The 24,323-nt window shown below is 44.8% G+C and carries 19 protein-coding genes; 3 read left to right on the forward strand and 16 right to left on the reverse strand.

What is annotated here, in order from left to right; translation table 11 throughout:
* Positions 1–28: 28 nt before the first annotated feature.
* The gene (locus MHI15_RS21300; protein ID WP_341164815.1) at positions 29–2,146 is read left to right on the forward strand and encodes a DUF5054 domain-containing protein; all 2,118 of its coding nucleotides are present in this window, start codon (positions 29–31) and stop codon (positions 2,144–2,146) included.
* 57 nt (positions 2,147–2,203) lie between these two features.
* Positions 2,204–4,651, forward strand: coding sequence for a glycoside hydrolase family 38 N-terminal domain-containing protein (locus MHI15_RS21305; protein WP_339167910.1), 2,448 nt, complete (start codon positions 2,204–2,206; stop codon positions 4,649–4,651).
* 382 nt (positions 4,652–5,033) lie between these two features.
* On the opposite strand, the gene cydC is transcribed toward MHI15_RS21305, so the two are convergent.
* The 5 genes from cydC to MHI15_RS21330 form a co-directional block, all read right to left on the reverse strand.
* Positions 5,034–6,761 (reverse strand): thiol reductant ABC exporter subunit CydC, encoded by a 1,728-nt coding sequence (gene cydC, locus MHI15_RS21310; RefSeq protein WP_341164816.1) that lies wholly within the window; start codon positions 6,759–6,761, stop codon positions 5,034–5,036.
* Positions 6,758–8,602, reverse strand: coding sequence for a thiol reductant ABC exporter subunit CydD (gene cydD, locus MHI15_RS21315; protein ID WP_339187086.1), 1,845 nt, complete (start codon positions 8,600–8,602; stop codon positions 6,758–6,760). Before cydD ends, cydC begins: the two co-directional genes overlap by 4 nt.
* A gap of 68 nt (positions 8,603–8,670) precedes the next feature.
* The gene (locus MHI15_RS21320; protein ID WP_341164817.1) at positions 8,671–9,687 is read right to left on the reverse strand and encodes a cytochrome d ubiquinol oxidase subunit II; all 1,017 of its coding nucleotides are present in this window, start codon (positions 9,685–9,687) and stop codon (positions 8,671–8,673) included.
* Positions 9,684–11,048 (reverse strand): cytochrome ubiquinol oxidase subunit I, encoded by a 1,365-nt coding sequence (locus MHI15_RS21325; protein WP_341164818.1) that lies wholly within the window; start codon positions 11,046–11,048, stop codon positions 9,684–9,686. The genes MHI15_RS21320 and MHI15_RS21325 overlap by 4 nt, the downstream gene beginning before the upstream one ends.
* Positions 11,049–11,599: 551 nt before the next feature.
* Positions 11,600–13,447, reverse strand: a complete 1,848-nt coding sequence (locus tag MHI15_RS21330) for a hypothetical protein (protein ID WP_341164819.1) — start codon at positions 13,445–13,447, stop codon at positions 11,600–11,602.
* Between the two features lie 80 nt (positions 13,448–13,527).
* Between MHI15_RS21330 and MHI15_RS21335 the strand changes: the two genes are divergently transcribed.
* Positions 13,528–14,163: a TetR/AcrR family transcriptional regulator gene (locus MHI15_RS21335; protein WP_217696907.1), complete on the forward strand. Its 636-nt coding sequence runs from the start codon at positions 13,528–13,530 to the stop codon at positions 14,161–14,163.
* Positions 14,164–14,246: 83 nt separating this feature from the next.
* Here MHI15_RS21335 and MHI15_RS21340 read toward each other — a convergent pair whose 3' ends face one another.
* The 11 genes from MHI15_RS21340 to nikC form a co-directional block, all read right to left on the reverse strand.
* On the reverse strand, positions 14,247–15,236 hold the full coding sequence (locus MHI15_RS21340; RefSeq protein WP_076277355.1) for an alpha/beta fold hydrolase: 990 nt from the start codon (positions 15,234–15,236) through the stop codon (positions 14,247–14,249).
* A gap of 368 nt (positions 15,237–15,604) precedes the next feature.
* Positions 15,605–16,177 (reverse strand): NAD-dependent epimerase/dehydratase family protein, encoded by a 573-nt coding sequence (locus tag MHI15_RS21345; protein ID WP_341164820.1) that lies wholly within the window; start codon positions 16,175–16,177, stop codon positions 15,605–15,607.
* A 53-nt stretch (positions 16,178–16,230) separates the two neighbouring features.
* Positions 16,231–17,064 (reverse strand): aldo/keto reductase, encoded by an 834-nt coding sequence (locus tag MHI15_RS21350; RefSeq protein ID WP_341164821.1) that lies wholly within the window; start codon positions 17,062–17,064, stop codon positions 16,231–16,233.
* A 15-nt stretch (positions 17,065–17,079) separates the two neighbouring features.
* Positions 17,080–17,901 carry an N-acyl homoserine lactonase family protein gene (locus MHI15_RS21355; protein ID WP_445668011.1) on the reverse strand — a complete coding sequence of 274 codons (822 nt, stop codon included), beginning with the start codon at positions 17,899–17,901 and terminating at the stop codon, positions 17,080–17,082.
* An 18-nt stretch (positions 17,902–17,919) separates the two neighbouring features.
* A complete protein-coding gene (locus tag MHI15_RS21360; RefSeq protein ID WP_341164823.1) occupies positions 17,920–18,279 on the reverse strand; it encodes an ArsR/SmtB family transcription factor in 360 nt (119 codons plus the stop codon).
* 311 nt (positions 18,280–18,590) lie between these two features.
* Positions 18,591–19,340 (reverse strand): class I SAM-dependent methyltransferase, encoded by a 750-nt coding sequence (locus tag MHI15_RS21365; RefSeq protein ID WP_312151154.1) that lies wholly within the window; start codon positions 19,338–19,340, stop codon positions 18,591–18,593.
* A gap of 7 nt (positions 19,341–19,347) precedes the next feature.
* Complete coding sequence (locus tag MHI15_RS21370) at positions 19,348–20,100, reverse strand: class I SAM-dependent methyltransferase (RefSeq protein ID WP_341164824.1); 753 nt, start codon at positions 20,098–20,100, stop codon at positions 19,348–19,350.
* The gene (locus MHI15_RS21375; protein WP_341164825.1) at positions 20,100–21,773 is read right to left on the reverse strand and encodes a nickel ABC transporter substrate-binding protein; all 1,674 of its coding nucleotides are present in this window, start codon (positions 21,771–21,773) and stop codon (positions 20,100–20,102) included. Before MHI15_RS21375 ends, MHI15_RS21370 begins: the two co-directional genes overlap by 1 nt.
* A gap of 18 nt (positions 21,774–21,791) precedes the next feature.
* Positions 21,792–22,640 (reverse strand): ATP-binding cassette domain-containing protein, encoded by an 849-nt coding sequence (locus MHI15_RS21380; RefSeq protein ID WP_076217688.1) that lies wholly within the window; start codon positions 22,638–22,640, stop codon positions 21,792–21,794.
* 37 nt (positions 22,641–22,677) lie between these two features.
* Complete coding sequence (locus tag MHI15_RS21385; RefSeq protein ID WP_076126508.1) at positions 22,678–23,463, reverse strand: ABC transporter ATP-binding protein; 786 nt, start codon at positions 23,461–23,463, stop codon at positions 22,678–22,680.
* Complete coding sequence (gene nikC / locus MHI15_RS21390) at positions 23,460–24,305, reverse strand: nickel transporter permease (protein WP_076279698.1); 846 nt, start codon at positions 24,303–24,305, stop codon at positions 23,460–23,462. The genes MHI15_RS21385 and nikC overlap by 4 nt, the downstream gene beginning before the upstream one ends.
* Positions 24,306–24,323 lie beyond the last annotated feature (18 nt).

Raw genomic sequence — 24,323 nt, forward strand, 5'->3', positions numbered from 1 at the left:
TCGTGATTATGAGGAAGGAGCGATGAACTTGAATCAGAGCGCAACACACATTCACGTTATATTCAAAACACACTTGGATATTGGCTACACGGATTTCGCGAAAAATGTGACGGACCGATATATGGGGCAATTTTTTCCAAGTGCGATTCAAACAGCGAAATATTTTGCCGAGAACCCGGAGAAAGGTTCCTTTATCTGGACAACGGGCTCATGGTTAATCCATCATCTATTAAAGCACGGTTCCGACAAAGTAAGACAACAAGTCGAAGAAGCGATTGCAAAGGATTATTTAAGATGGCATGGTCTTCCTTTCACCACATATACCGAGTTATATGATCGCGAATTGCTTGACTATGGCATTGAAATGGCGACGCGACTTGATGAGCGATTTGGCAAGCGTACGATCGCAGCCAAAATGACGGACGTTCCCGGTCATACACGCTCGTTAATCACGCATATGGCAAAGGCTGGTCTAAAGTATTTGCACTTAGGCGTTAACCCTTCCAGCTATGTTCCTCACGTTCCTGAAATGTTCCTATGGCGAAATACGGACGGATCTGAAATTGTTGTCCACTACAGCAAAGATTACGGCACAACCTTTGACATCGAAAGTTTGAACGATATCCTTTACTTCGCGCATACCCATGATAATCATGGCCCTTCTACGGTGCAGCAGATTGAAGCTGAGTTCGCCAAGCTGCGAGAAGCCTATCCGCAGGCAGTGATACAAGCTTCCACATTAGACCAGTATGCCGAAAAGGTATGGGCTATTCGTAATACCTTAACTGTCGTAGAAGAAGAAATCGGCGATAGCTGGATTCACGGTTCTTCCACCGACCCTTACAAATTAGCATGTTACCGAGAATTGCTACGCTTGAAGAGTAAGTGGCTGCAAGAAGGGGCGTTAACAGACAGCGATGAAGAATATCGCAATTTCTGTGATGAGTTAATTATGATTCCTGAGCATACGTGGGGTGTAGATATCAAAAGATATCTTGCAGATTATATCCACTATGGTAAAGATGACTTCCAAGAAGCACGCAAACGCGATAAGGTCGATATCAACTTAAACCCGCTGGAATATCGGTTCTACGAAATGAACTCCCGCGCTGAAATGATTGAAATGTTTGGTGAGGAAGCCGATGCCAAGCTGAATGCACGTTCCTTTAGTCTTATAGAGAAGTCTTGGCAGGAACAGCGTGAATACTTGAAACAAGCAATCCAAGCACTTCAACCTGAACGACAAGAGAAAGCCGAAGTTGCCCTGCTCGCGTTGAAACCATCTCGTAGCACTCTAACGGATGCAACTATCTTATCAAGTGACCAGCCTTATGTATTAGGAGATTTTGAGGTTGTGTTTGAGGATAGTGGCGCAATTGTCGGACTGAAAGATGCTCGCGGTCGGGCATGGGCCGGTCCAAAAAATCAAATTGGTTTATTCTCCTACGAAACTTATTCGCAGGCCGATTATGACCGATGGTATCGTGAATATCATCTCAGTTGGAGACATACGCATGTGTGGGCAACCGGAGATTTTGGGAAACCAGGGATGGACTTAACCCACGAGTGGATAGCACATGAAGTTATGACACCAAGGCTTCAGTCCTTGCAGGCTGTCTTTTGTGAAGAGCAGGATGTCGTGCTTGCAAACCTACGTATGCCGAGAGCGGCATGTGAGTGTATGGGCGCTCCACGGGAATTAACGCTTGAGTATGTCTTTAAAAAACATACGCATACAGTGGAATGCAAGCTGCAGTGGTTTGACAAAGATGCCTATCGCCTTCCCGAAGCCTCTTGGATGAGCTTTAATCCGATCGTGAACAATCCAAATCAATGGAAGCTGGACAAAATCGGTCAACTCATCTCACCTTTGGATGTCGTTCAAGGTGGAAATCGCAATATGCATGCGGTTCAGCAAGGGATGTACTATGCAGCAGCAGATGGAAAAGTGCAAATCGATACGTTGGATGCTGCACTTATCTGTCCTGGGAAGCCACGCTTGCTTCAGTTTGATCATACTTTTGCTCCGCTTACCGGAGGTATGCATGTGAATTTGCATAACAATGTATGGGGAACGAACTTCCAAGCATGGTATGAAGAAGATGCTTTGTTCCGCTTCAAGCTGTATTTTCAAACTCATATATAATTTCCCTTCGTTTATATCTCGATTGGATAATCCTGTAATTCCGAAAGGAGCTCTACGATGAATCAGCACAAACCTTGGACAATTTACGTCATTCAACATTCCCATACCGATGTCGGCTATACCGAGCGTCAAGAAAAAATTCGTCAATATCATGTCAATTATATTCGGCAGGCTCTGCAAATTGTACGTGATATTGAGAGCGGCGCCAGACCTGACTTAAAAGGCTATAAGTGGGTATGTGAAACCTATTGGCCTGTTGAATCCTTCCTATTGAAAGCCACAGACATAGAAAAAGAAGAACTCGCTCATGCGGTGAAGAAAGGTTATATCGGTCTCTCCGGCACCTATCTCAATTTCGGTGAGCAATTAAATCAAGAGATACTCTCTATCATGATTAAGCGGATAACAGATTATGGACAATCGATTCAATTCCCGGTACGTTCTGCGATGACGGCAGACATTACAGGCTTTGGTTGGGGATACAGTCAAGTGCTGGCGGATGCAGGTATCGAGAATTTGATTACATGTATTCATACGCATCATTCCATGTTTCCACTGTGGAAGAAGCAGATTCCGTTCTGGTGGGAAACGCCGAAAGGAGATCGTATTCTCACCTGGAGCGGTGAGCATTACATGTTCGGCAATGATCTTGGATTGACCCCAGGCATTGGCGGATCTTATACGATTCGCGATGATCATGATGTCCGAAACGGTGTATCCTTTGTAGTGGCCGAAGCACGTTTTGATCGTTATTTACAGCAATTGGTTGCTGATGGTTACACGTTCCCGTTCGTACCGGTGATGGTGTCCGGACTTCCTACCGACAACGGCTCGCCGAACGCAGCGTTGATGGATTTTGTGAATCCATGGAATGAGAAGCATGGCGAACGCATCCGGATTCAACCGGCGACCTTGGACGATTTCTTTGCAGATTTGAGAGCTTATGCAGAGGAGCATCCCGAGGAAATCGAGACCTTCCGTGGGGACTGGCCAGATTGGTGGACAGATGGCTCGGCGACGACGCCGATGCATGTACAGATTTTCCGTGAAGCACAGCGTGTCTATACAAAGGTGAAGCTATTAGATCCCGCATGCGAGATCGTCTCCAAAGAACGTCTTGAAGCAATGGAATATGAGCTAGCGCTATTCGCTGAGCATACATGGGGTTATCATTCCTCGGTCACCGAACCTTGGAATCCGTTCGTTCAAGAGCTTGGCTGCAGGAAAGAAGCCTATGCGGCCAATGCCAGCTCACTCGCTCATACCGCTTTATACGACATCCTTGAGGCTCGCGGTGACGCTTTGCTTCGTCCTAATTGTCCAATGAAATTTGAGTTATATAATCCTAATGATTTTGCGCAAACTGATTATGCTGAACTCATTATGGAAGGCTGGAATATATCGGAATTGAAGAACGGTTTTGAAGTCATGGATGAATCGACGGGCACTGAATATGAGGTGCAAATGGTTACAGGGCACCGCGGTGTCATCCTTACCATTCCGGTAACGCTTCAGCCAAAGCAGCAGGTACAATTGACGATCAAGTCTCTTATCAATCACAAACCTGTAACTGCGTATCGAACAGATTACGTAGGCTCGGATCGTATGTTGGATATCATCCCGCCAGTCGCACCGAAGCTTCAGGTTACGCCGAAATATATGGAATCGCAATACGTAAGACTTGAATGGGAGATCGGTGCTGGCATCACGAAATGGATCGACAAGACCGTGAATCAGAACCTGCTTCGTGCAGATCGGAATCACCATGCATTTTCTCCTGTTTATAATGTGACTCGGGCAGCTAACGAATTTGGTATGTATGATGTTCGGCGCAAGATGGGACGCAATCGTAGAGGCCCTGATGCAATTACTTCTGTGGGAACACTGGTTAATGTTGATATTGTTGAAAAAGGCGCACTATACGCTAAAGTTCGTCTGACATACAGCGTCAATGGCTGCAGTCATTATTCCTTACTTGTCACCTTATACAGTGATCGTGCGCGAATTGATGTTGCCGTACGCATGCATAAGGAAAGTGTATGGGACCCAGAAAATCTATACATTTCTCTTCCGTTCGGAAGTGCTCCCTCTTCACCGCAGCAAGAACTATGGATTGAAAAAACCGGTGCGTCAGTACGACCGCGTATCGACCAACTCCCGGGTTCCCTTGCCGATTTCTACTGTGTTGATGAGGGTGTGGCGTATATCAGTGAAGGACGAGGGATTGCGATTGCCATGCCGGACACGCCGCTGATTCAAATCGGTTCATTAGACTATGAGGATCGTCTTCTGAGCGGCCATCCGGAGCTTGCCCATGATCCAGCCCACCTGTACTCATGGCCCATGAATAATTATTGGGAGACAAACTTTAAGGCGACACTGGGAGGATTCTATGAATTCCGATATTATGTTACTTGGGGTGAGGAACTTCATACCCCAGAATCTGCAATGAAGGCGTGCAGGAGCATGAACGCGGGTATCCTGTCTTGGAGAACAAATTTATAAGCAATAATCATTGAAAATAATCTCCCTACAAGATGTCTCTTCTCCCTTAATATAGTAAACTAAAAAGTTGATCTGCAAAATAGATCAACTTTTTAGTGTCACGTAAATTGAGGGCTTCTCCGAGATTAAACCCATTGCTTCTTCCAGACGCTCCAATTTACGTGTGCTAATACAATTTGAGCCGGTTTAGCGTTTTTCTCTGAAGCGATTTTTATTACCAGTTTTTGAAGAACTGCTCATCGTTTAAGACAGACGTGGATTATAGTCTAGGCGAGAATCGCAAAACAGGCTAAAGAACTGCTCCCGATATTACACCGGAAGTTATTCTTTAGCCTGTTGCTTGGTAAGATTGATCGAATGCTCAGAGGAGCTCTTGCTTTTTTTACACTCCAACTTCTCCGATCATTTGCTGTTCGATTTGTTTCATCTCATAAAAATAGCCTTTTTGCCCCATCAACTCCGAATAGGACCCTGTTTCGACTACCTTGCCTTGGTCCATGACCACAATCTGGTCCATCTCTTCCAATCCGGTTAGCCGATGACAAATCAGGAGAAGCGTATCATTAGCCGCCTGTGCGTAGAGATGCTTCAAAACATGATGCTCTGTCACATAATCCAGCGATGAAGTGGGTTCGTCCAGAAGCCATACCCGTCCTTTGCGGAGCATCGCTCGCGCCAGAGCCAACCTCTGCTTCTCGCCGTCTGACAGATTCTCCCCTTTTTCATACACCATATCGGTCAACGATGTATCGGGCAGCTGCATTTTTGCTAGCACATCCAACAATTGTTCGTCTGCATGTTCTTCTCCATTCAGCAGCAGGTTGTCCCGGATCGTTCCCCGGAAGAAATGACTTTGCTGAAACACTACAGTAGCCGCTTGCCAAATGCTCGTTTCATCCAGTTCCTTCACCGAAATGCCGTTTAACCGTATATCACCGGCCGTTGGTGTTCGCAGCTTGAGCAGCAATTCGATAATCGTTGATTTTCCTGATCCACTCGGCCCGACAATCGCCGTTTTGGAACCAGGTAAAATGTGCAGGGATACATCCCTGAGCGCCGGTCTCCACTCCCCTTCATATTGAAACGTAACATCGGATAGCTCCATCGTAACGGCATGATCAACAGACAATGTGCCACTTGGCTGCGAAGACTGCTCATCAAAGGTCTGAACTGTTTCCGTCAGTCGTTTGGCTGCGTGTTCGCTATCCTCTTTATACGCGGGTAATGTGGCCATAGCCGCCGCTTCTTCAAATACGGTTTGTGATGCCATAACCAGCATGGCAAGAAATACGCCTGCAAGCGCTCCTTCCATAATTAAATAGGCGCCAAGCGTAAGCACTCCCCAGGAAACGAAAAACGTAACAAAAGTGTGCATCGATTGCCCGCGCAGCAGTTGCCCGGCTGCTCGTTGCTGCTCAGCTGCCAATACAGTGGAAGCATGCTGGAGATGTTCCTCACGCTGTGCCAATTGACCATATACTTTTAAATCCCGGAAACCGTATAACACTTCGGTAACTTCCGTGGACAGCTGCGCCCTCTGCTCACGAACGCGTCCATGTATTCTCCGCTGCCCGAGTAACACAATTCCCGGTACAACGAATGCCGTTACCAGCATACCTATTACAAACAAAACGGCAATCCAGATCGAAAAGGTAGAAGTAAACAGCACCGTAGTCAAAAACACCATGACGACCATGATCGGAGGATAAGCGACTCGCAAAAAATAATTTTGCAAACTTTCCACATCCCCAACGATCCGCGCAAGCAGATCCCCGCTTCGATTTTTGTTCAATATACCAGGCGTTAAAGGAATAAGCTTGGCAAAAAAGGATGTACGTAAACGGCTAAGCATGGAGAATGTCGCCCGGTGAGAATACAAGCGTTCTCCATAACGACTCGCCGCCCGAAGCAGACCCAGCAGTTTGACCATGGAGGTGAGTACAATTAAAGTATAAAGCGGTGGCGCAAATACCGTTTGCGAAATCAGATATCCGCTCGCAGAAAAGAGTGCCACACCGGCTATGCCGGCGATAAATCCACCCAAAATCGAAAGAATGATATCCTTGCGCTCCTGAATCATCGCCTTTGACAGAACAGCCAGTTCATTCATGAGGATATCCCCCCTTTCCGCTCTACATCAATCATCTCGGCATACTGAGGCAGGCGCTCCAGAAGCTCGTCATGTCGTCCCGAGTCCACCAACACTCCATTGTCCATAAACAAAATCTTGTCGGCTTGTTGAATCGTATATAATCGGTGAGCTACCGTAATCATTGTAGCCGTTTTTGCCAGTTTGGCTATGGAGCGTTGCAGTACCCGCTCGGTGTGCAAATCCAGTCCAACTGTGGGTTCATCAAACAAAATGATAGCAGGACGCTTCAAAAAAGCGCGTGCTAAGGCAAGCCGTTGCTTTTCCCCACCAGACAGTCCCCGGCCTCCTTCACCAACAAAGGTATCAAATCCATGCTCTAATTGGGCTGTAAGCGCAGCGAGTCCTGCTTCTTCCCCCGCCCGCTCAATTTCTGCCCTGGAGATGCTCCCACGAGCACCAATCGCAATATTTTCAGAAAATGTGCCTGCAAAAATATACGGATGCTGCGTAATGTAGCTAACATGTTCGAACCATTCAGTTTCATCGTATTGCGAGAGTGGACTTCCATTCACCAGAAGCGTTCCCGATTCTGGTTTCAGCAGACCGGCAATGAGATGTAGCAAAGTCGTTTTGCCGGAACCGCTTTTGCCAACAATGGCAATGTGTTCTCCTGGACTAAGCTGGATCCGCCCCGTCTTAAGCTCGAAAGAATCTGGAGCATACTGAAACCGGAGTTGGTCAATTACGATGGACGGCGGTATTAAAAGGTCTCCAGAATGGGTAAGTTCCAATTTGCTTATTCTGTCGGTCCTATCACCGACCTTATCCATGCTGTCGATCTCGTCGATTCCATCGGTTGTTAATGCTCCTTCAATGCCATTAGCGTCCCTGCTCCCCCCTGCCGTTTCCTCAAGCATCTGTTCCACCTTACGAACCGCACCCATACTTGTCCGGCCACTGTGAAAGGCCGTTCCCGTATTCTTTAACAGGTTGTAAAACTCGGGAACGAGCAGCAAAACGAGAAAGGCGGTGTGGAACGTCATAGCTTTGAAAACGAGCAACTGGATGGCCAGTTCAAGAGCGACAATGCCAATGCTAAGCATTACGATCGATTCCAGCATGAAGGTATTCGTAAACGCAATCTTCAAAATGCCCATTGTGGCATCACGATAACCCAAGCTACTGCGCTCGATCTCCTGTTGCTGACGGTAAGCCCGTCCAAATATTTTCAATGTCACCAGTCCTTGAAGAGAATCCAGAAACGTCCCTGAGAACTCAGCCAGTTGCGCATATTTTTCTTCGGATTTGTTCTTCGTTTTCAGCCCTACCAAAATCATGAACAGCGGGATGAACGGAGCAGTAAACAATAGAATGAAACCTGTGTTGGCATGTTGGATAAATGTAACGACCAAAATCAGAACCGGGATGATAGCAGCTTCCATCATACGCGGCATGTATTGACTGAAATAACTATCGGCCTCATCCACAGCATCCAGAGCAACACTGACCTTTCCTCCCGTCTGTCCACGAAGGGTTGAAGGCATGGAGGCATGAGTCAAGTTTTGCAGCACGGCAGCGCGCATATTTGTCTTAGCAGTGGCAGCCATATGTAAGCCAACTATACCGTTTCCATAAGACAACAGTGTGCGCACAGCCATAACAGCTAGAAGTATGCCGAGCAACAGGATAACCGATGAAAATGAAGCTTTCTCGACAAAAATCCGTTGGACTGCTTCAGCAAGCAGTCCAGCCTGACTCACAATAGCTATACCAAGCGCTAGTGAAATGATTGCGAGGAGAGCCATGTTTTTCCTTTGTGAAGACATTTGTTGAGAAATCAGACTGGATTTCCTCTTCACAGATCACACCTCCTTTATCTATAGGCTGGTAGGAAAACCTCAAACATACCGTAATGGATTAATCAGCTTTATTTTTTCCCTTTAACATAATCCGCATCAAACAGGAAGAGTTTGAAGACCAGAATAAGGGATGGGATCAACAGGCATAGACCGCCGATAAACACAATTACTAACGCTAAACCCATTGCCGGTGAAGTTGCACTGCTCTGAATCGTGATATACGGATCAAGAATATAAGGGTATTGCCCAATCCCATAAGCGAAAAAGGCACAGAAAAACTGCAACATGACGCATATAAAAGCTAATCCGTAAAGGCGTCCGTTATATAATAGCCACATCGCGATCATGAAGAAAGCAACGGAAAGTGCCAGCAACCACCATAAATCCATCATATTTTGAAAATGCCGCTCATTGTGTTGACCCAAATAGATAAATGCTGTCAGTGCGAGGATTATCGTCGGTGTGCTCCAAAACAGGGCGTAGTTGCGCATCAGCTTCAACGCGGAATGATCCTCCGCCCGAGATGCGTAAAATGTCAGAAATGAGCCGCTAATGAACAAAACGGACACGATTGCCAGTCCAACGATACTCCACGATAATGGATTGGTAAACAGCGCCCAGTAATCTAGAGAAACCGTCTCCCCCTGCTTCACGATAAAGCCGCCTTCAGACAAAGTTAGCGCCACTGACAACGATGCTGGAATAAGCAAACCTGTAGCTCCGTACAAAAAAAGATAAACTATGTTTTTCTTGGAACCGTAATTTTCAAAAGCATAGAATGAACCGCGAATCGCAAGAAGAATCACTGCAATGCTTCCCGGAACAAGTAACGCGGAGCCATAATAATAGGCTGTGTCCGGAAAAAAACCGACGATGCCAATATAGAAAAAGATAAAAAATACATTTGTAATCTCCCATACGGGTGATAAATATCGGGAAATCAGACGATTAATGAGATGATCCTGCTTTGTTAAACGTGCATAAAAGGCGAAGAAGCCCGCTCCGAAATCAATGGAAGCTATAATTAAATAGCCGTACAAAAACAGCCAGAGCACCGAGATGCCAATCAATTCGTAACTCATCATTCAGTGCCCCCCTTTTCCGTAAATTGATTAGGATGATCCTTCATCCATTTCTCCATCTCAGCTTCTGCCGGATTATTGTTGAACAAGCGTCTCAGCACGATTACACACATACTGCCGAGTACGATGTACAAGAGCAATAAGGCGAAGAATATAATTCTTACATTCGGTGAAGACGTGGCAGCCTCCTCAACACGCATATATCCACGGATAATCCACGGCTGTCGGCCAATCTCTGCATAAAACCATCCCAGCTCAACAGCCAGAAAAGCGAGAGGGGCGCTCAGTGCGATGATGCGAAGCATCCATTTGTTAAGCGCATTACGCTTTTTCCAGAACACAAACAGAAAATATAAAAACGAAATCGCGAGCAGAGTAAATCCAATTCCGACCATTAAATCAAACAGATAATGAACGAGAAGCGGTGGCCATTCTTCCTTGGGGAATTCCTCGAGCCCCGTCACCTCTGCATTAAAGTCTCCAAAGGCCAGGAAGCTGAGCAGCTTCGGCAGATGAAGAGCCCCTAGAACTTCATGCTCTGCATTCAGCCATCCCAATAGCACCAAATCCACACTGCTGCTCGTCTCAAAATGCCACTCTGCCGCTGCAAGCTTCTCTGGCTGATGCTCGGCCAAAAACTTGGCGGACACATCACCGGCTAACGTGTTCAGCAAACCGAATAGTAAAACGACCGCCATCATTAGATTTAAAGATTTTTTGTGGTATGCGGACACACCTTTTCTCAGCATCGCGAAGGCTGCAATCCCGGCTAACAAGGCAGCTCCAGTCAAATAGGCCGAGCTTAATACATGGAACACTTTGGAGAACGTCGCCGTATTCAGCATCGCTTGCACCGGGTTAATCGCTGTGAATTGGCCTGCTTCCATGACAAAGCCTTCAGGCTGGTTCATGAATCCGTTCACCGTCGTAATAAAAACGGCAGACATGCCTGCCCCGGCGACAATCGGTATCGTCAGCAGCCAATGGATATACGGATTTTTGAACCGACCCCATGTATACAAATAAATGCCCAAGAAGATAGCTTCAAAGAAGAACGCGAACACCTCCATGAATAACGGAAGTGCAATGACATTCCCAGCCAGTTTCATAAAATTCGGCCATACCAGGGCCAGCTGTAGTGAAATCGCTGTACCGGTCACGACACCAACCGCCACAGAAATGACAAATCCTCGAGACCACCGCTTTGCCATAAGTGTATAATGGGGGTCCTTCTTCCGAATCCCGATAAACTCTGCTATAGCGATCATTAGCGGTATACCGACGCCAATCGTCGCAAAAATAACGTGGAACCCGAGAGTCAAGCCTGTCACCAGCCTGCTCCATAGCACCGTATCAATTGCCATTCTTTACTGCTCCCTTCAAAACACTGTTCATTTTTCTATGATTAGGCCTGCTAACTGTTGGCTGCATTCAATATCAGGTTTAGCAAGGTTCAGCGACATCGTTGCCTGTTCGTTTTAGTATGACGTTCATCGTTCTTTGCTATGTAAAAAGAGAAAAAATTCACAAAGCAAGAGTTGGCGAGCCCGATTTATCTGATACTGAGCAGTCAAAATTATAATGTGACCTAATAATTAAAATCATCTTATCTTAAATTGCAAGTAATTCAATCACAGATATCTCTTAATCCCTAAACGTTCAAGAAAGGGTCAAATCTTTCTGACAACTCAGTGAATAACACAAAAAGTACCCGAAGGAGCTATTGATTGATTAGTGTATATGTGATGTCACAAGTTCCCTCCTACTTCGATGCTGGCAAAAAAAACGATATTTTCTCATTTTGAGCCGTAATATATCCCCCTTTTGCAACAAAAAAACACTGACTCAAATCATCAGTGTTTTTTGAATTAAAGCTAATGTCATCTTCGTCATGACAAATCTTGATCTGCCAATATCATTTAGTACGGCCGTAGAAAAAAGAATACCCATCTGACTTCCCAAGCTTAGTCGTCTCCGTTCCGTCCACTAGCTTGACCGCTTTCAGCAACGATACAATTTGCGTATGCATTAGCTTTGCATCAAATTTGTCCATCTCTCTGTTGTCACTATCCACGAGCAGATAGTCGGGCATTGGAATGAAACCAATCACCGGTATCCCTGCTTCAAATAAGGGCTGACTCTCTCCAAACTCAAACTTGTTATGTCCACGCAATAATACAGTACGTGTGCTATCTGTCTTTTCAATAGCCTTCAGCCAAATGGCTGCCATCATTTCATTGCCCGCATAGGTATATTCTGTACTTATTTGTCCAGTTGGACCATAGTGACCCGTATCATCGTCCTTCCACTCCATGCTGCCTAAATGCTCAATCGTAATTCCAGCTACAGCTTTTAAATGGCCATTCTTGCCATCCCACAGCTCTCGATGCCCCTCCATCCAGGTGGAAGTTGCCTGAGAGGACCCTTTGAACTCCGGTAATCTAAAATGCCCTGTCACAAAAGCAAATATCATCGTACGTTCCGGCTGCTCCTGCTGTAAGTAACGAATCATAGACAGTATGCCCACAGCGCCATTCTCCTCCACCACATTTATCCCATCCGTATGAGTATTTACGATAATTGCTTCGTCTTTATTCTTACCGTCAATTTTCACATAAAAGGATTCTGTTGGGGCATCTTTTTGTATTACCGCTTCTAAAATAACCGTACCTTCTTTATGCTCCTGAGCTGCCCTGATCACCTTTTGCCCTTCCGTTTCATTCACCCAGATCGCAGGGATTCCAGCATAATCGGTGGTAAAAGGCACATATTGCTCTTCAACCTTATCGTCAGATACCCCTTTCCAGACTAAAACAACAGCTTTTACGCCCTTTTCCTTCGCTTGCTCCAATTTAGCTTCTTTTAAAGCTGTAGTGAGGACCAGATCGCCTTCATTTGGGGCAATTTGGTTGTCCATTGGAGATGAAGCCCGCATATTCATAACGATCCCACTTGGAAAATTTCTGAAATTCTCAATTTCAATGACAGCAATTTTTCCGCTGGCCTGGCCATATTCACCACGCTTCGTATACACCAGCTCCCCAGTTACACCTTTTTCGTCAGTTTCCCCGGAATAGGGAAAAGCTGAAGAGACATGAATTTCCTGCTGATCAATCATTAAAGCACTGTTCTTTTCTTCCCATCGGTCAAAAGTATAGCGATCACGAAATACTTGCAGCCCCATATCCGTTACCTGTTGCTCCAGCCAAGCAATAAACTGATTGTGACCCTCAGAGCCGGTTGTACGGCTTCCAAAAGAATTCATTACTTCAATATCTTTGAGCATCACTGCTGCAGAATCCAATTTACGTTCATCGATCGTCACTGCCGTATCAGCTGCTAATGCTACAGGTGTTGTAATAGGTTTCGCATAGATTCCAATACCCCAAAGTGCAGTAACGATAAGTGCAGCAATGCTGAATAACACTTTACGAACCACTAGAAACGGAGTAACTCTTCTGCTTACCTTTTGCCCCAAGAGTCCTCTCCATATGCCCGCTATGATCAGCAAGAGGATAGAAAGCGCAAGCAGCCAAAAATTTCTTGTTAGTAAGAATAACCCTTCTGCCACCATCGCACTAATAAATACTACATGTAACTTCTCACGCTTCTTTAATAGTAAAAAAGAGATGCCTAATTCTGCTAACAAAAAGATAATGGTCACGATCGAGATTACCGTTTCTTTGCCAATGAATACCGTAGCACATAGTGCTAGGATCAAAAGCAGCACCGCTGACAATCGTCTATATAAGATTTCTAACATGACGCCCTCCCATTTTAACTAACGATTATTTTGACATTACATTTGTAATGCCTTATGGTTTTAGCATATTGAAAATACTCATGAAAAACAATGAAACGAACATCAGAATGTACAAACGGAGGGGAAATGTCATCTCAAATCATGAATTATACAGTCCAAATACCTCTCAGCATCGTTCCAATAAAGAAACCAACCGTTTGACAAGAGAAGCCATCTGTACGGCATTAGTCTTCTTGATCCAGGAACAGCCTTTTGACAAAATCACCATCACCGATATTGTGAAGCGCGCAGGGGTTTCTCGAACAGCCTATTACAACAACTATTCCTCCAAGCAAGAGATCCTGGTGGATTTGGTCGATTCGCTTATTTTTGAAATTAATCAAAAACTCTTACCTTACACCAATGAATTAACAGGCAAAGCTAAAGAACCTCAAAAATTTATCAAAGTGCTTTTTGAAGTTATTTTTCAGCAGCGGAACATTTACAAAGCACTTCAGAGTGCAAAGTTTGATCATGTAATTCTGGATTGCTTGAATGAAATGATGCTTTCTACTGCTCATGACAAAAGCGACGAGAATGTGTACCGAATATACTTTAAAGCGGGGGCCCTCTATAATGTTCTCCTTAAATGGATACAATCAGACTTTGCAAAATCCATTGACGAAATGACCAAAATTTGTCTTGAGGTATACCATACTCCAATGTCCCAGGAATAAGGTTTAAAAATCGTGTTTATAAATGAAAAAAACAAAGAAACCACGGAACCAAGTTCGGCTCCGCAGTTTAATTATCAACCCTACTATTGAATTTGAATTTGTTTCATGTACTCTTTGAATGCCTCAGCGATTTCTTTGTATTTTGTATGATGCAGATAATGTGAACCTTCCATTGGGATCATTTTGCCCTGTGCGGATTGTTTGACTTGCTCCTCATGCAGCGGAATCCACTGTTTATTGTGCTCGTTATTCGATTGAACGAAGAGAAGCAGCGGCAAGTCATTTGGCATTGTGAGTTTTTCTCCATTTTTGAAATTGGAACCGAGGTGGCCCAGTTCATTCATCAATGTTGGATTGGTCGCGACTTGATTCGAAATCAAACGCATCTGTTCTTTGGTATGCTCATCGAACGCAAGCGATTCATAGGGATCTCCGCTCACTTTTTGGACCAATCTCATTAGACCTGATTTTTGAAGAAATTTCATGGCGTTCAAAGGTAATTTGACATCCATTCCGGGTTGATTGGGAACGCTGCTATCGATGCCGACAAAAGCAAGAACTTCATCCGGATATGTGTTCACATAGGTCGCTCCGTAAAGTCCCGCGATGGAATGTCCCATTAGAATATAACGGTCTAAACCCAGTTGCTGCACTGCTTCGTGAACCTCACTTACTATATTCTCAGTCGTTCTCTCCTTCTCGGTTTCATCGCTCAAACCATAACCGAAAGGCTCGACCACCACGACTTTATAATTAGGGGTAATTTCATCGATCAGCAATTTGAAATCAAGTGCAGGCGTCGGGGTTCCTTGTCCCGGTAGGAGTACAACCGTTTGTTCACCGCTTCCTTGAATAAGCACATTCATTTTTTTCCCATCCACATTGACATACTGGCCATACGATTCGATTTTCTTTTTCTCTACCCCATCGCTAATAGAATCAACGATAAAAACGATGCCCATGAACAACACGAGCGCCCCTACAATACCTCCGATTATTTTTAACCATAGGTTCCGTTTCTTGTGGCTCTTAGTCCCTGTTGTTTTTAATTCCACCTTATTTGCCACGTTCATCTCTTCCCTTCCTTGTCCCTGTATCTGAAGTGCCGCCTTGACGACATATTCAAAGTGTAATCAATCAAGATGTACCCTTCGTGACGACAATATGAACGGAATATGAACAAGCCCAAAAACTGATTCCTTAACACAAAAAAGCCGCTAACATAGCGACGTGGTATGTATTCTTGTCTCGCAACAGCTGATCCCTTAATAAACATTGCGAAATGATCTCCAGTAAATTAAGTTAACTAAAGCACCATGCTTTGGCACGGTGCTTTAGTTAACTTAATTGATTATTTAGACTTTTCTCCATCGCCTTTAAACATTTGTGGTCACTTTTTTTGTATAGCTTCAATTATTACCTAAAAATTAACTAACTCTTTCTATCTGCGAATGATTTTTTGGACTAGTTCTTCCGCTAATTGTGTTACCAATACCGGCTTTAGTCCTTTAGAAAAAATACCAAGAAATTTAAAAATGGGAACCATCTTGGACAGACTGTCATTTCTATCTTCCCCATAGACAAGTGTAGGTTCGACGACCTCCAACCGGATTTGGCCTTTCTTCAGTTGCTCTATGATATCTGTTTTCATACTAGTAAACGATTTAGGACCAAGCGTACCTCCAATAAAGCCCATCGCTTTAACCTCATAATTCTCTGCAATTTTTTTCATCACATCCGCGGGTACACGATTGATTAATTCTAAATCAGCATCATTCTTTTCTGGGCGACCAACTAAGTCCACGATATAATCAATCTTCTCGGGTATGACTGCCACAACTGCTTCATAATTAGTTACATCGGCAACGACATTATGAATCCGTATGTCATTCAGCTTGTTGTTCCCTGTTCTCGATACCACCCAAAAATGAGCTTGGGGATCTTTCTTCAGCCAATGCTTAGTAACCGACCTCCCAATATACCCATTTCCGCCTAGCAAAACGATTGTTGCCATGTTAACGCACTCCTTTACTATTTAATTAATAAATAATGACTTTAATCTTCCAGTTATCGGATAAACCGGAGGAACCATAAAAAAAGTTTGTTATTTGGGTCATTTATCCCCCGCTTATTTCTCTCCAGTGTTGAGATGCGGTTCATGTCTCCATCAGCTATTTGAAAATCAAATACCTCCAGATTTTGCTGTAGCCTATCAGGATGTACCGATTTGGGAATCACTGCAATCCCAAGCTGAATGCTCCACCGTAGCATGATTTGCGCAGTCGTTTTTCCATACTTATCTGCAAGCTCACTTAATAGCTGATCCTGGAACAGCTGGCTGCTTCCCTGTCCTAATGAACCCCAGGCAATGTGCTGGATTTGGTGTTGTACCAAGTATTCATGGAGGGCATGCTGTTGAAGATAAGGATTGGTTTGAATTTGATTAACAGCAGGTTTTATCGTTCTTTGTTTCATTATCTCTTCTAGCTGGTTTTGTTCAAAATTCGCAACGCCGATCGCTCTGATTTTTCCTTCCTTATATAGTGTCTCCATTGTCCTCCAGCTTTCGAGGTACCCTCGAACTGGCCAGTGAATCAAGTAAAGATCTATATAATCGGTTTGAAGTTTTTGTAAGCTTTTTTCAAAAGCTTGATTGGTTTTTTTGCCAACATCGGAACTCCAAACCTTAGTGGTTATAAAGAGGTCCTTTCTTTTTACGCCAGACTTTCTAATTGCACTGGCAATAAGCTCTTCATTATGATAGAAAGCTGCAGTATCGATATGTCGATAACCATGATTCAACGCCCATACCAATGCATCTTCATGTTCACTTTTCATTTTGTACACACCAAGACCAACTTTAGGCATTGCTACATCATTGTTCAAAATATAATCTTCCATTAAAATCCTCCTATATTATAACTCAATCAAATGAGGATGGACTTCAGGATCATGATTGGCCAGAACTTCGATACAATTTGGGTCTAAACTCATTTCCTTTACCCATTTCAAGGATTCTTTAGCCTGTTGCCTATTTACCACAATTCCCGGTGAAATCATCTCTTCCCAGGATTTCCTGGCATATCCCGTATCGTTAGCCAAAAGTACGAAGCGCCCATTTCTCTGTACGAGTGTGGAGACCATACCCCGGGAATGCCCCGGTGTATGAACAAACACAATAGAATTATCACCAAATAAATCGAAGGATTGCTGCTCAGGACCATATTCTGAATTCGTCATTGAAAAAGTACCCACGTTTACGCCTGACCACATGTGACTCGCGTAACGGAGTTTACTTCTTTTCGCTGCCTCCCATTCAATTTGGCTTGTGAGAATCTGTTTGGCTTCCTTCACCAGCTTCAGACCTCCGGCATGATCGGCATCCATGTGACTGATCACGACATAATCCAGATCCTTCGGCATAATTCCAAAGTTTAAAAGCTGTTCATGAACAGCTTGGCCTTCCGGTAGAAATGCTTTACTGACCATGTAGGTCATCCGTCCCAAATAACCGATTTGATCGCTTCTCACATCCGTATGCCAACTGGTGTCAATCAGAACTAGCCCTTTTGGGTGCTCAATGAGATAGGAAGACACTGGCAGTACAATTTGATGTTTCTGAGAGCGAAATAAGCCCGTAAACGCTAGTGGATTCAACTTGTTTTGCTGAAAAGGCACAGCAGAATCCACTTGAACTAGACCGCAATGTAAAATATGAACTTTAATCGTAGAAGAAATAATCAGCACCTCCCGTATTCAATCCGATGATTCACTTTGAACATCATGTATAAATTGAGTAATGTTATCAAACAATCTCTTTAATTTAAAAATATCGCTATCTTCGATATCTAGGTAGTAATAATTCATCGTACCTTCACGACTCATTCCAATCAAATTAGCGTCCTTCAACACTTTCAGATGATGAGATACGGCCGGGCGGGACAAGTGTGTCCTTGCAGTCAGTTCACCCACTCGAATTCCTTCTTCACACACACTCTCGCCCTCTATTAAAGCCATAATAATGGATTGGCGCGTGTCATCTCCAATCGCAGTTAATGCTCGTTGGCAATTTTTAAACTCTGTGGCCAACTCAATCAAGCGTTCTTGACGATTCAAGATAATCCCCCCGTTTAATGGTTTAACCTTGTCGACTATTGTAACAAAAAAATACTGCAAAACATCATTGGGAAAGAAATTCGAGACGAACACCGTGTTGATTAATCAGGCTAGCCCTATCTGGGAGCCTGCCCTGTCATTGCACAATCTTTACACCACCATCTCAGTCGCGGGGATGTCTACTCAGGCATACCAATGTGAACTGCTAAGATTCAATTGATAATATCAAACAAAAAGCAGCGCCTCTCATTTAGAGATCGCTGCTTTTTATTGTATACTTCATTTAATATGTGTAGGTTCTCACTATTCTATTATTTCTCAGCACAAATCATGAACATTGGTGTTGACCGGTTTAAGACTTGCTGTTTCGCATCCAGTACTTTGGCGTTCAAATTCTCTTCAGCAAAAATATTAGCGAAGCCTTCTTTTTTGAGAGTCCGTATATCCCACTCGGGACGCCATTCTCTGGTCAGCGGCAATACAAGACTCAGACGGTCTGTCTCCTCTATGTCCTTATGATGCGGGAGTTCACCAAAGCCCTTATCTACATAGGTTTGCTGATCCTCTACTCGCTTTTGCTGCATCTCTTCGTCCCAGAGATGGCGATTCCAGTTGGCATCAAAAACTAGCAGCCGTCCCCCAGGCTTAAGTACTCTTCTCCACTCTTTGTAGGCTGACTGCGGATCGGTAAGGCTCCAGGTAACATTGCGGCACACGATCAGATCGAAGCTCTCCGCAGCAAAGTCAAGCTTGTGCGAATCCATCTTGCGGAAAGTAACGGTTACACCTTCCCGAATGGAGTGGGCACGTGCTTCTTCCAGCATATTGTCGGTACAATCGATCGCAGTAACCAGATGCCCGGCACTCGAAAGAATCACAGAGAAGAAGCCAGGACCGCAGCCAATATCTAGGACATGCAGTCTTTCCTTCTGCGGTGCATTAGTGAGAATAAGCTTCAGCCAGGCTTCCCGCTGGAATCCGTTGAGTTCCTTCTGAATGCCTTCGCTGTACAGCTCGGCTTCGCCTTCCCAATACATTTCCACCTCTTGTTGTATACCCATTTATCATTCACTCCTTCTTGGCAAGTATCATGAACCGGTTTACATTCTGGTAACCGTATTTCAAATAATCTAGCGGCATCGCACGGGCAGGGATAAAGTTCCGGTGAACATCTATGGTTCGGAACCCGGCCTGTTTCAGCGCTGTCTCGTCAGCTTCAGGCCGTAATACATTAACATATGGCAACTCGCTTAGCAGGCTTTTATCTTGACTGCTTCGCTGGCGGATTCTTTGTTCTGTGAGTAGAATCAGTGTCCAGGACAAGGCATACCAAAGTCTATGGAATACAGTCTTGCTCTCTTTATACAAATAGTTGCCGTCAAAAATAATCAGGGTCCCGCCCGGTTTTAGAATCCGGTACCATTCAGCATAAGCACTCTGTGGATCAGGAAGCGTCCATACTACATCCCTGCAGACCACTGCCTCAAAGCTATTCTCTAGCTCCATATGCAAATCGGCAGCATCAGCGACATAAGCTGGAACTTTATATCCATAACTCTCAAAATTTCGTGAAGCTCTATCGATCATTCCCTGAGAGGTATCCACCGCTGTAGGCAGATGACCCATCTGTGATAAGAGTATGGAGAAAAAGCCAGGCCCTGTTCCCACATCCAGCACCTTTTGCTGGGGAGTTGTTCCCAACCCTTTAATAAGCAGTTGTTTCCAGAGGTTTATGGTTTTTTTGCTGCGGAATTGAGTCTGTATGACTTTGTCATAACTCTCCGAGCTTGATGTCCAGTATTTCGAAATCTCTTTTAACATCATTTTTCTCCTATGTCGAGTAGATTCCAGAAGACCGGCATAAAGGTGGAGTATCCCGGTTTAAATCCAGTCACTCTATTATTTACTGCTAAGATATCGTCAGGGAAATAAATAGCTGCAAACATAGCCTCCTGATACAATTTGGAGAAAATGGAGTCATATGCGGTCTGACGTTCCTGAATATCGGTTGTTCCTACTGCTGTGTCAATCAGTGCTTCTAGTCCAGGATCAGACCATACGACAGCAGATGCGTCAGCTGTTTTATGAAATAGGGACAGCAAGAATGCATGCGGATTATAAGCATCATCATAAGTCCGGTACATGATTAGATCATAGGCTTTGCTTGTCCATAAGGCATCATAATAAGCATTCGGCTCAAGAACCTGAAGATTCACTCTAATGCCAATCTCCTTTAACTCAGACTGAACCAGTTCACTGATGGACTTCCATTCGGGATATTCAGCCTGCTGCAGCACGAAATTAAGCTCAAGCTGCGCTCCGTCCTTCTGTACAATTCCATCTCCGTCCGAATCCGTGTAACCGGCAGCTGCTAGCAGTTGCTTCGCTTCCAGCGGATTGAAGCCGTACCAAGTATTATTGGACTCCGTCACATAAGGAACTGTCAGCGGGAACAGGCCTTGAGCTTCACTGCCGATACCGTCCATAAGATCTTCGACAATGCTTTTTTTATTAATTGCCAAATTGATAGCTTTGCGCACATTCAGATCTTGAAGTGCGGGCGTTTTGTAGTTAAAGATCATGAAATGAGAGTTTGTTCCTTGTGCTTTTTGCAAAGTTAGTGAAGAATCCGCTTCAATCACTGGCACGCTTTCGACTGGAATCTTTCCCATTTGTCCCCCGGCAATGTCAATGTCTCCAGCTTGCAGCGCTAGTACTCTGGACTGTGGATCTGGGATTACCTTCAAAATAATTTTCGACAGCTTCGGCATTTCTCCCCAATACTTCGGATTTCTGACGAGTATGGCTTCCTGATCTGTTTTGTAGCTCTCTGCCATCCATGCGCCAGTTCCAATCGCTTTAATGAATTTACCCGTAATATCTCCTGCGGGTTCCACAGCGGAAGGGCTGATAATTCGGACCGGTCTTGCAAAGGATAACTCGGTTAAGAAGGGATAATACGCTTTGTTGAATGTCATTGTGATCGTATGTTCGTCCACAACAACAAGGGATTGCATCGCAGTTGCTACATTTAACGAATTGGCTGGATCCTTAATCCAGCGTTCGAAGGAGAATTTAACTGCGTCGGCATTAAACTCCGTACCGTCAGAGAATTTGACGTCATGGCGAAGATGGAACGTATATACTTTCCCATCTTCTGAAATATCCCAAGACTCCGCAAGCGACGGCAGTATTTCGCCTTTTTCACCATACTCCACTAACCCCTCATATATCATCGCGTGCACATTCATCGAACCATCATAGGCACCGGCATCCAATCGGTCTATACCGGCATCAGACGATATAGCAACAGTGACTGTCTTGTCCTGAGCTTCAGATCCTTGTGCAGCTTCATTATTGGCGGTATTATTGGCTCTAGCCGTAGAATTGCTGTTATTACTGTTGCTGCAACCTGATATCAACACAACTATTACAAGAAGCATAAAGAATAACGATTTTGATAATAGGTTTTTTGTCTTAGGGTTCGTTCTCATTCTTGGTACATCCTTTCTCTACTTAACATCATAGGAATGGCTGGGTTGCCACTCCTCTCCCAGTCTCTTCTTTCTTAAGCGGGGGTCCTGCACAGGTACCGAGGAGAGCAATGTTTTTGTATAAGGGTGGTCTGCTTGCTGCAACATGGTTGCACCCGATTGCTTCTCTACAATTTCCCCTTGACACATCACAGCCACACTGTCGCAAAAACGATTTACAACTGACAAGTCATGTGTAATGAATACATAGGATAATCCCAGCTCATGCTTCAATTCCTGCAGCAGATCCATCATTTGCTTTCGCAGGGTGACATCGAGACTTGAGAAAGGTTCATCGCAGATAATCAACTCCGGCCGCAAGGCGATTGCGCGCGCAATTCCGACCCTTTGCTGCTGTCCGCCGCTGAGTTCATGCGGATAGCGGTGAATATGCCGCCTTTCAAGTCCCACAAGCTCAAGTGTGTCTGCTACCGTGGCCCTGCGGGCTCCAGCCTTCCTCTCTCCATAGTTTCGAAGAGGCTCCCCGATAATTTGCTCTACCGTAAACAACGGATTAAATGAAGCCAGACTGTTCTGAAACACCATCTGCATCTTCCTGCGGATCATGCGCATTTCGCTAAAGGTCCAATCCGTATAATCCTCGTTCCGGTACATAACTCTTCCGGAGGATGGTTTCTCCAGTCCCAGCAGAAGTCTGGCCAAAGTGCTCTTACCACAGCCACTTTCCCCCACTAAACCAAGGGTCTCACCGCTCTCCAGACTGAGAGACAGGTTGTTGACGGCATGAACACTTCTGGCATTACGTGTGAACCACCCCCTTTCCATCCCATATTTCTTGTTCAGGCTTACCGCTTTCAATAACTTCAAGATCACCACGTCCCTGAAAAATGTAATATTACCGTTGTTATCTGCACTCCATTAAGTATTTAGTATAGGGATGCACGGGATTAGAAAAGAGTTCAAACACATTGCCTGATTCCACAATCTTCCCGGACTTCATCACATATACATAATCTGCAAGCTCCGCAACAACGCCAAGATCATGGGTAATTAATAGGATGCCGACATTGTTCGTCCATCTGATTCGGTCTAGCTCTTTAAGAATCTGGGCTTGAATGGTTACATCCAATGCCGTTGTAGGCTCATCTGCAATTAGCAATTGTGCTCCGGATACCAGGGCGATGGCGATCATTACTCTTTGACACATACCACCGCTAATTTGAAAAGGATATTTATTGAAAAGCAATTTAGGCTCGCTGAGCCCTGCTTGCTCCATCTGCCTCATGGCAAGCAGCTTTGCTTCTTTTCCCGATATACGCTTGTGCAGTTTAATCGTCTCCATGATCTGCCTGCCAATAGTAAGTACCGGATTCAGCGCGTTCATAGGATCTTGAAAGATAACAGCCATTTCTGTTCCCCGAAGTTTCTGTAACTGACGGCTGGAGCACTCACGTAGATTGTTACCCTTAAGCCAGATTTCTCCACTCTCAACTATGCCTGGAGAATCTACTAATCCTAATATGGACATTGCCGTAACACTTTTACCGCTGCCGCTCTCACCTACAAGTGCGACAATCTGCCGGGATTTCACCTCGATACTGACATCATCAACCGCTGTAACTTTATAACTGCCTGTGTGAAAGCAGGTGCGTAAATGACTGACCTTCAGCAGTGGAGACTCTGCCATCATATTCTGGCCCCCCACTTTACTACAGAATTGAAAGCACGCTCTGGTTGTCGCAAGCCTTCTCCCAACAGATTAAAGCCCAGAACCGCCAGCATGATCATCATTCCCGGAAATAGCATCAACCGCGGCTCCGTTTGAATATAGGCACGGCTGTCGTTCAGCATTACTCCCCATTCCGGTGTAGGCGGCTGAGCTCCCAAACCCAGAAAGGACAAACCCGCAATGGAGAGCATAATCGTACCCACTTCCATAGAAGCAAGAACCAGAATAGGCCGGGCTGCGTTCAGCAGAATATGCCTGAAAATAATTTGTAAATGAGAAGTGCCTGACGCTTTGGCCGCTGTAATATATTCACTTTCCTTGATTTGAAGGACCATACTGCGTATCACTCTGGCATACCCCGTCCACCAGACAGCAGCAAATGCGATTAGCAGATTCTTCATACTGGGACCTAGCATGGCTGTAATAGCAAGTGATAGGATTAAGCTGGGAAAGGCAAGCAATATATCTATGATCCGCATAATCAAATGATCGATCTTGCCGCCAGCGTAACCAGCCAGTAAACCAACAGGGATGCTAATCGCAAAAACAACGATCAACACCATAAACGAATAATTTAGGGAGGTTCGGGTCCCATAGATTAACCGGGATAAGACACAGCGTCCCAGATGATCCGTACCGAGCGGGTATTGCCAGGAAGGTATAGCCAGTTTGTGTTCCATGTGAATCTGCAGCGGATCGGAAGGTGAAAGCCATGGGGCAAAGAGTCCAACGGATATGAACAAAAGTACTATGCCCGCTCCTAACCTTGCTCCCTTATTCTTAAATAAGCTAATACGAAATATGACAATCCGCTCCTTCTA

The organism is Paenibacillus sp. FSL H7-0918, from assembly GCF_038007025.1.
Taxonomy (GTDB): Bacteria; Bacillota; Bacilli; order Paenibacillales; family Paenibacillaceae; genus Paenibacillus_AQ; species Paenibacillus_AQ odorifer.

Coding starts and splice junctions, on each gene's coding strand:
- MHI15_RS21325 (WP_341164818.1), bottom strand. CDS start 11,048: ATGGCAATTGATACGGTGCTATGGAGCAGGCTGGTGACAGGCTTGACT.
- MHI15_RS21345 (WP_341164820.1), bottom strand. CDS start 16,177: ATGGCAACAATCGTTTTGCTAGGCGGAAATGGGTATATTGGGAGGTCG.
- cydC (WP_341164816.1), bottom strand. CDS start 6,761: ATGAATGAACTGGCTGTTCTGTCAAAGGCGATGATTCAGGAGCGCAAG.
- MHI15_RS21340 (WP_076277355.1), bottom strand. CDS start 15,236: ATGAACGTGGCAAATAAGGTGGAATTAAAAACAACAGGGACTAAGAGC.
- MHI15_RS21330 (WP_341164819.1), bottom strand. CDS start 13,447: ATGTTAGAAATCTTATATAGACGATTGTCAGCGGTGCTGCTTTTGATC.
- MHI15_RS21335 (WP_217696907.1), top strand. CDS start 13,528: ATGAAAAACAATGAAACGAACATCAGAATGTACAAACGGAGGGGAAAT.
- MHI15_RS21385 (WP_076126508.1), bottom strand. CDS start 23,463: ATGATGGCAGAGTCTCCACTGCTGAAGGTCAGTCATTTACGCACCTGC.
- MHI15_RS21375 (WP_341164825.1), bottom strand. CDS start 21,773: ATGAGAACGAACCCTAAGACAAAAAACCTATTATCAAAATCGTTATTC.
- MHI15_RS21350 (WP_341164821.1), bottom strand. CDS start 17,064: ATGGAAGATTATATTTTGAACAATGATGTAGCAATGCCTAAAGTTGGT.
- MHI15_RS21365 (WP_312151154.1), bottom strand. CDS start 19,340: ATGGGTATACAACAAGAGGTGGAAATGTATTGGGAAGGCGAAGCCGAG.
- MHI15_RS21370 (WP_341164824.1), bottom strand. CDS start 20,100: ATGTTAAAAGAGATTTCGAAATACTGGACATCAAGCTCGGAGAGTTAT.
- MHI15_RS21305 (WP_339167910.1), top strand. CDS start 2,204: ATGAATCAGCACAAACCTTGGACAATTTACGTCATTCAACATTCCCAT.
- MHI15_RS21320 (WP_341164817.1), bottom strand. CDS start 9,687: ATGATGAGTTACGAATTGATTGGCATCTCGGTGCTCTGGCTGTTTTTG.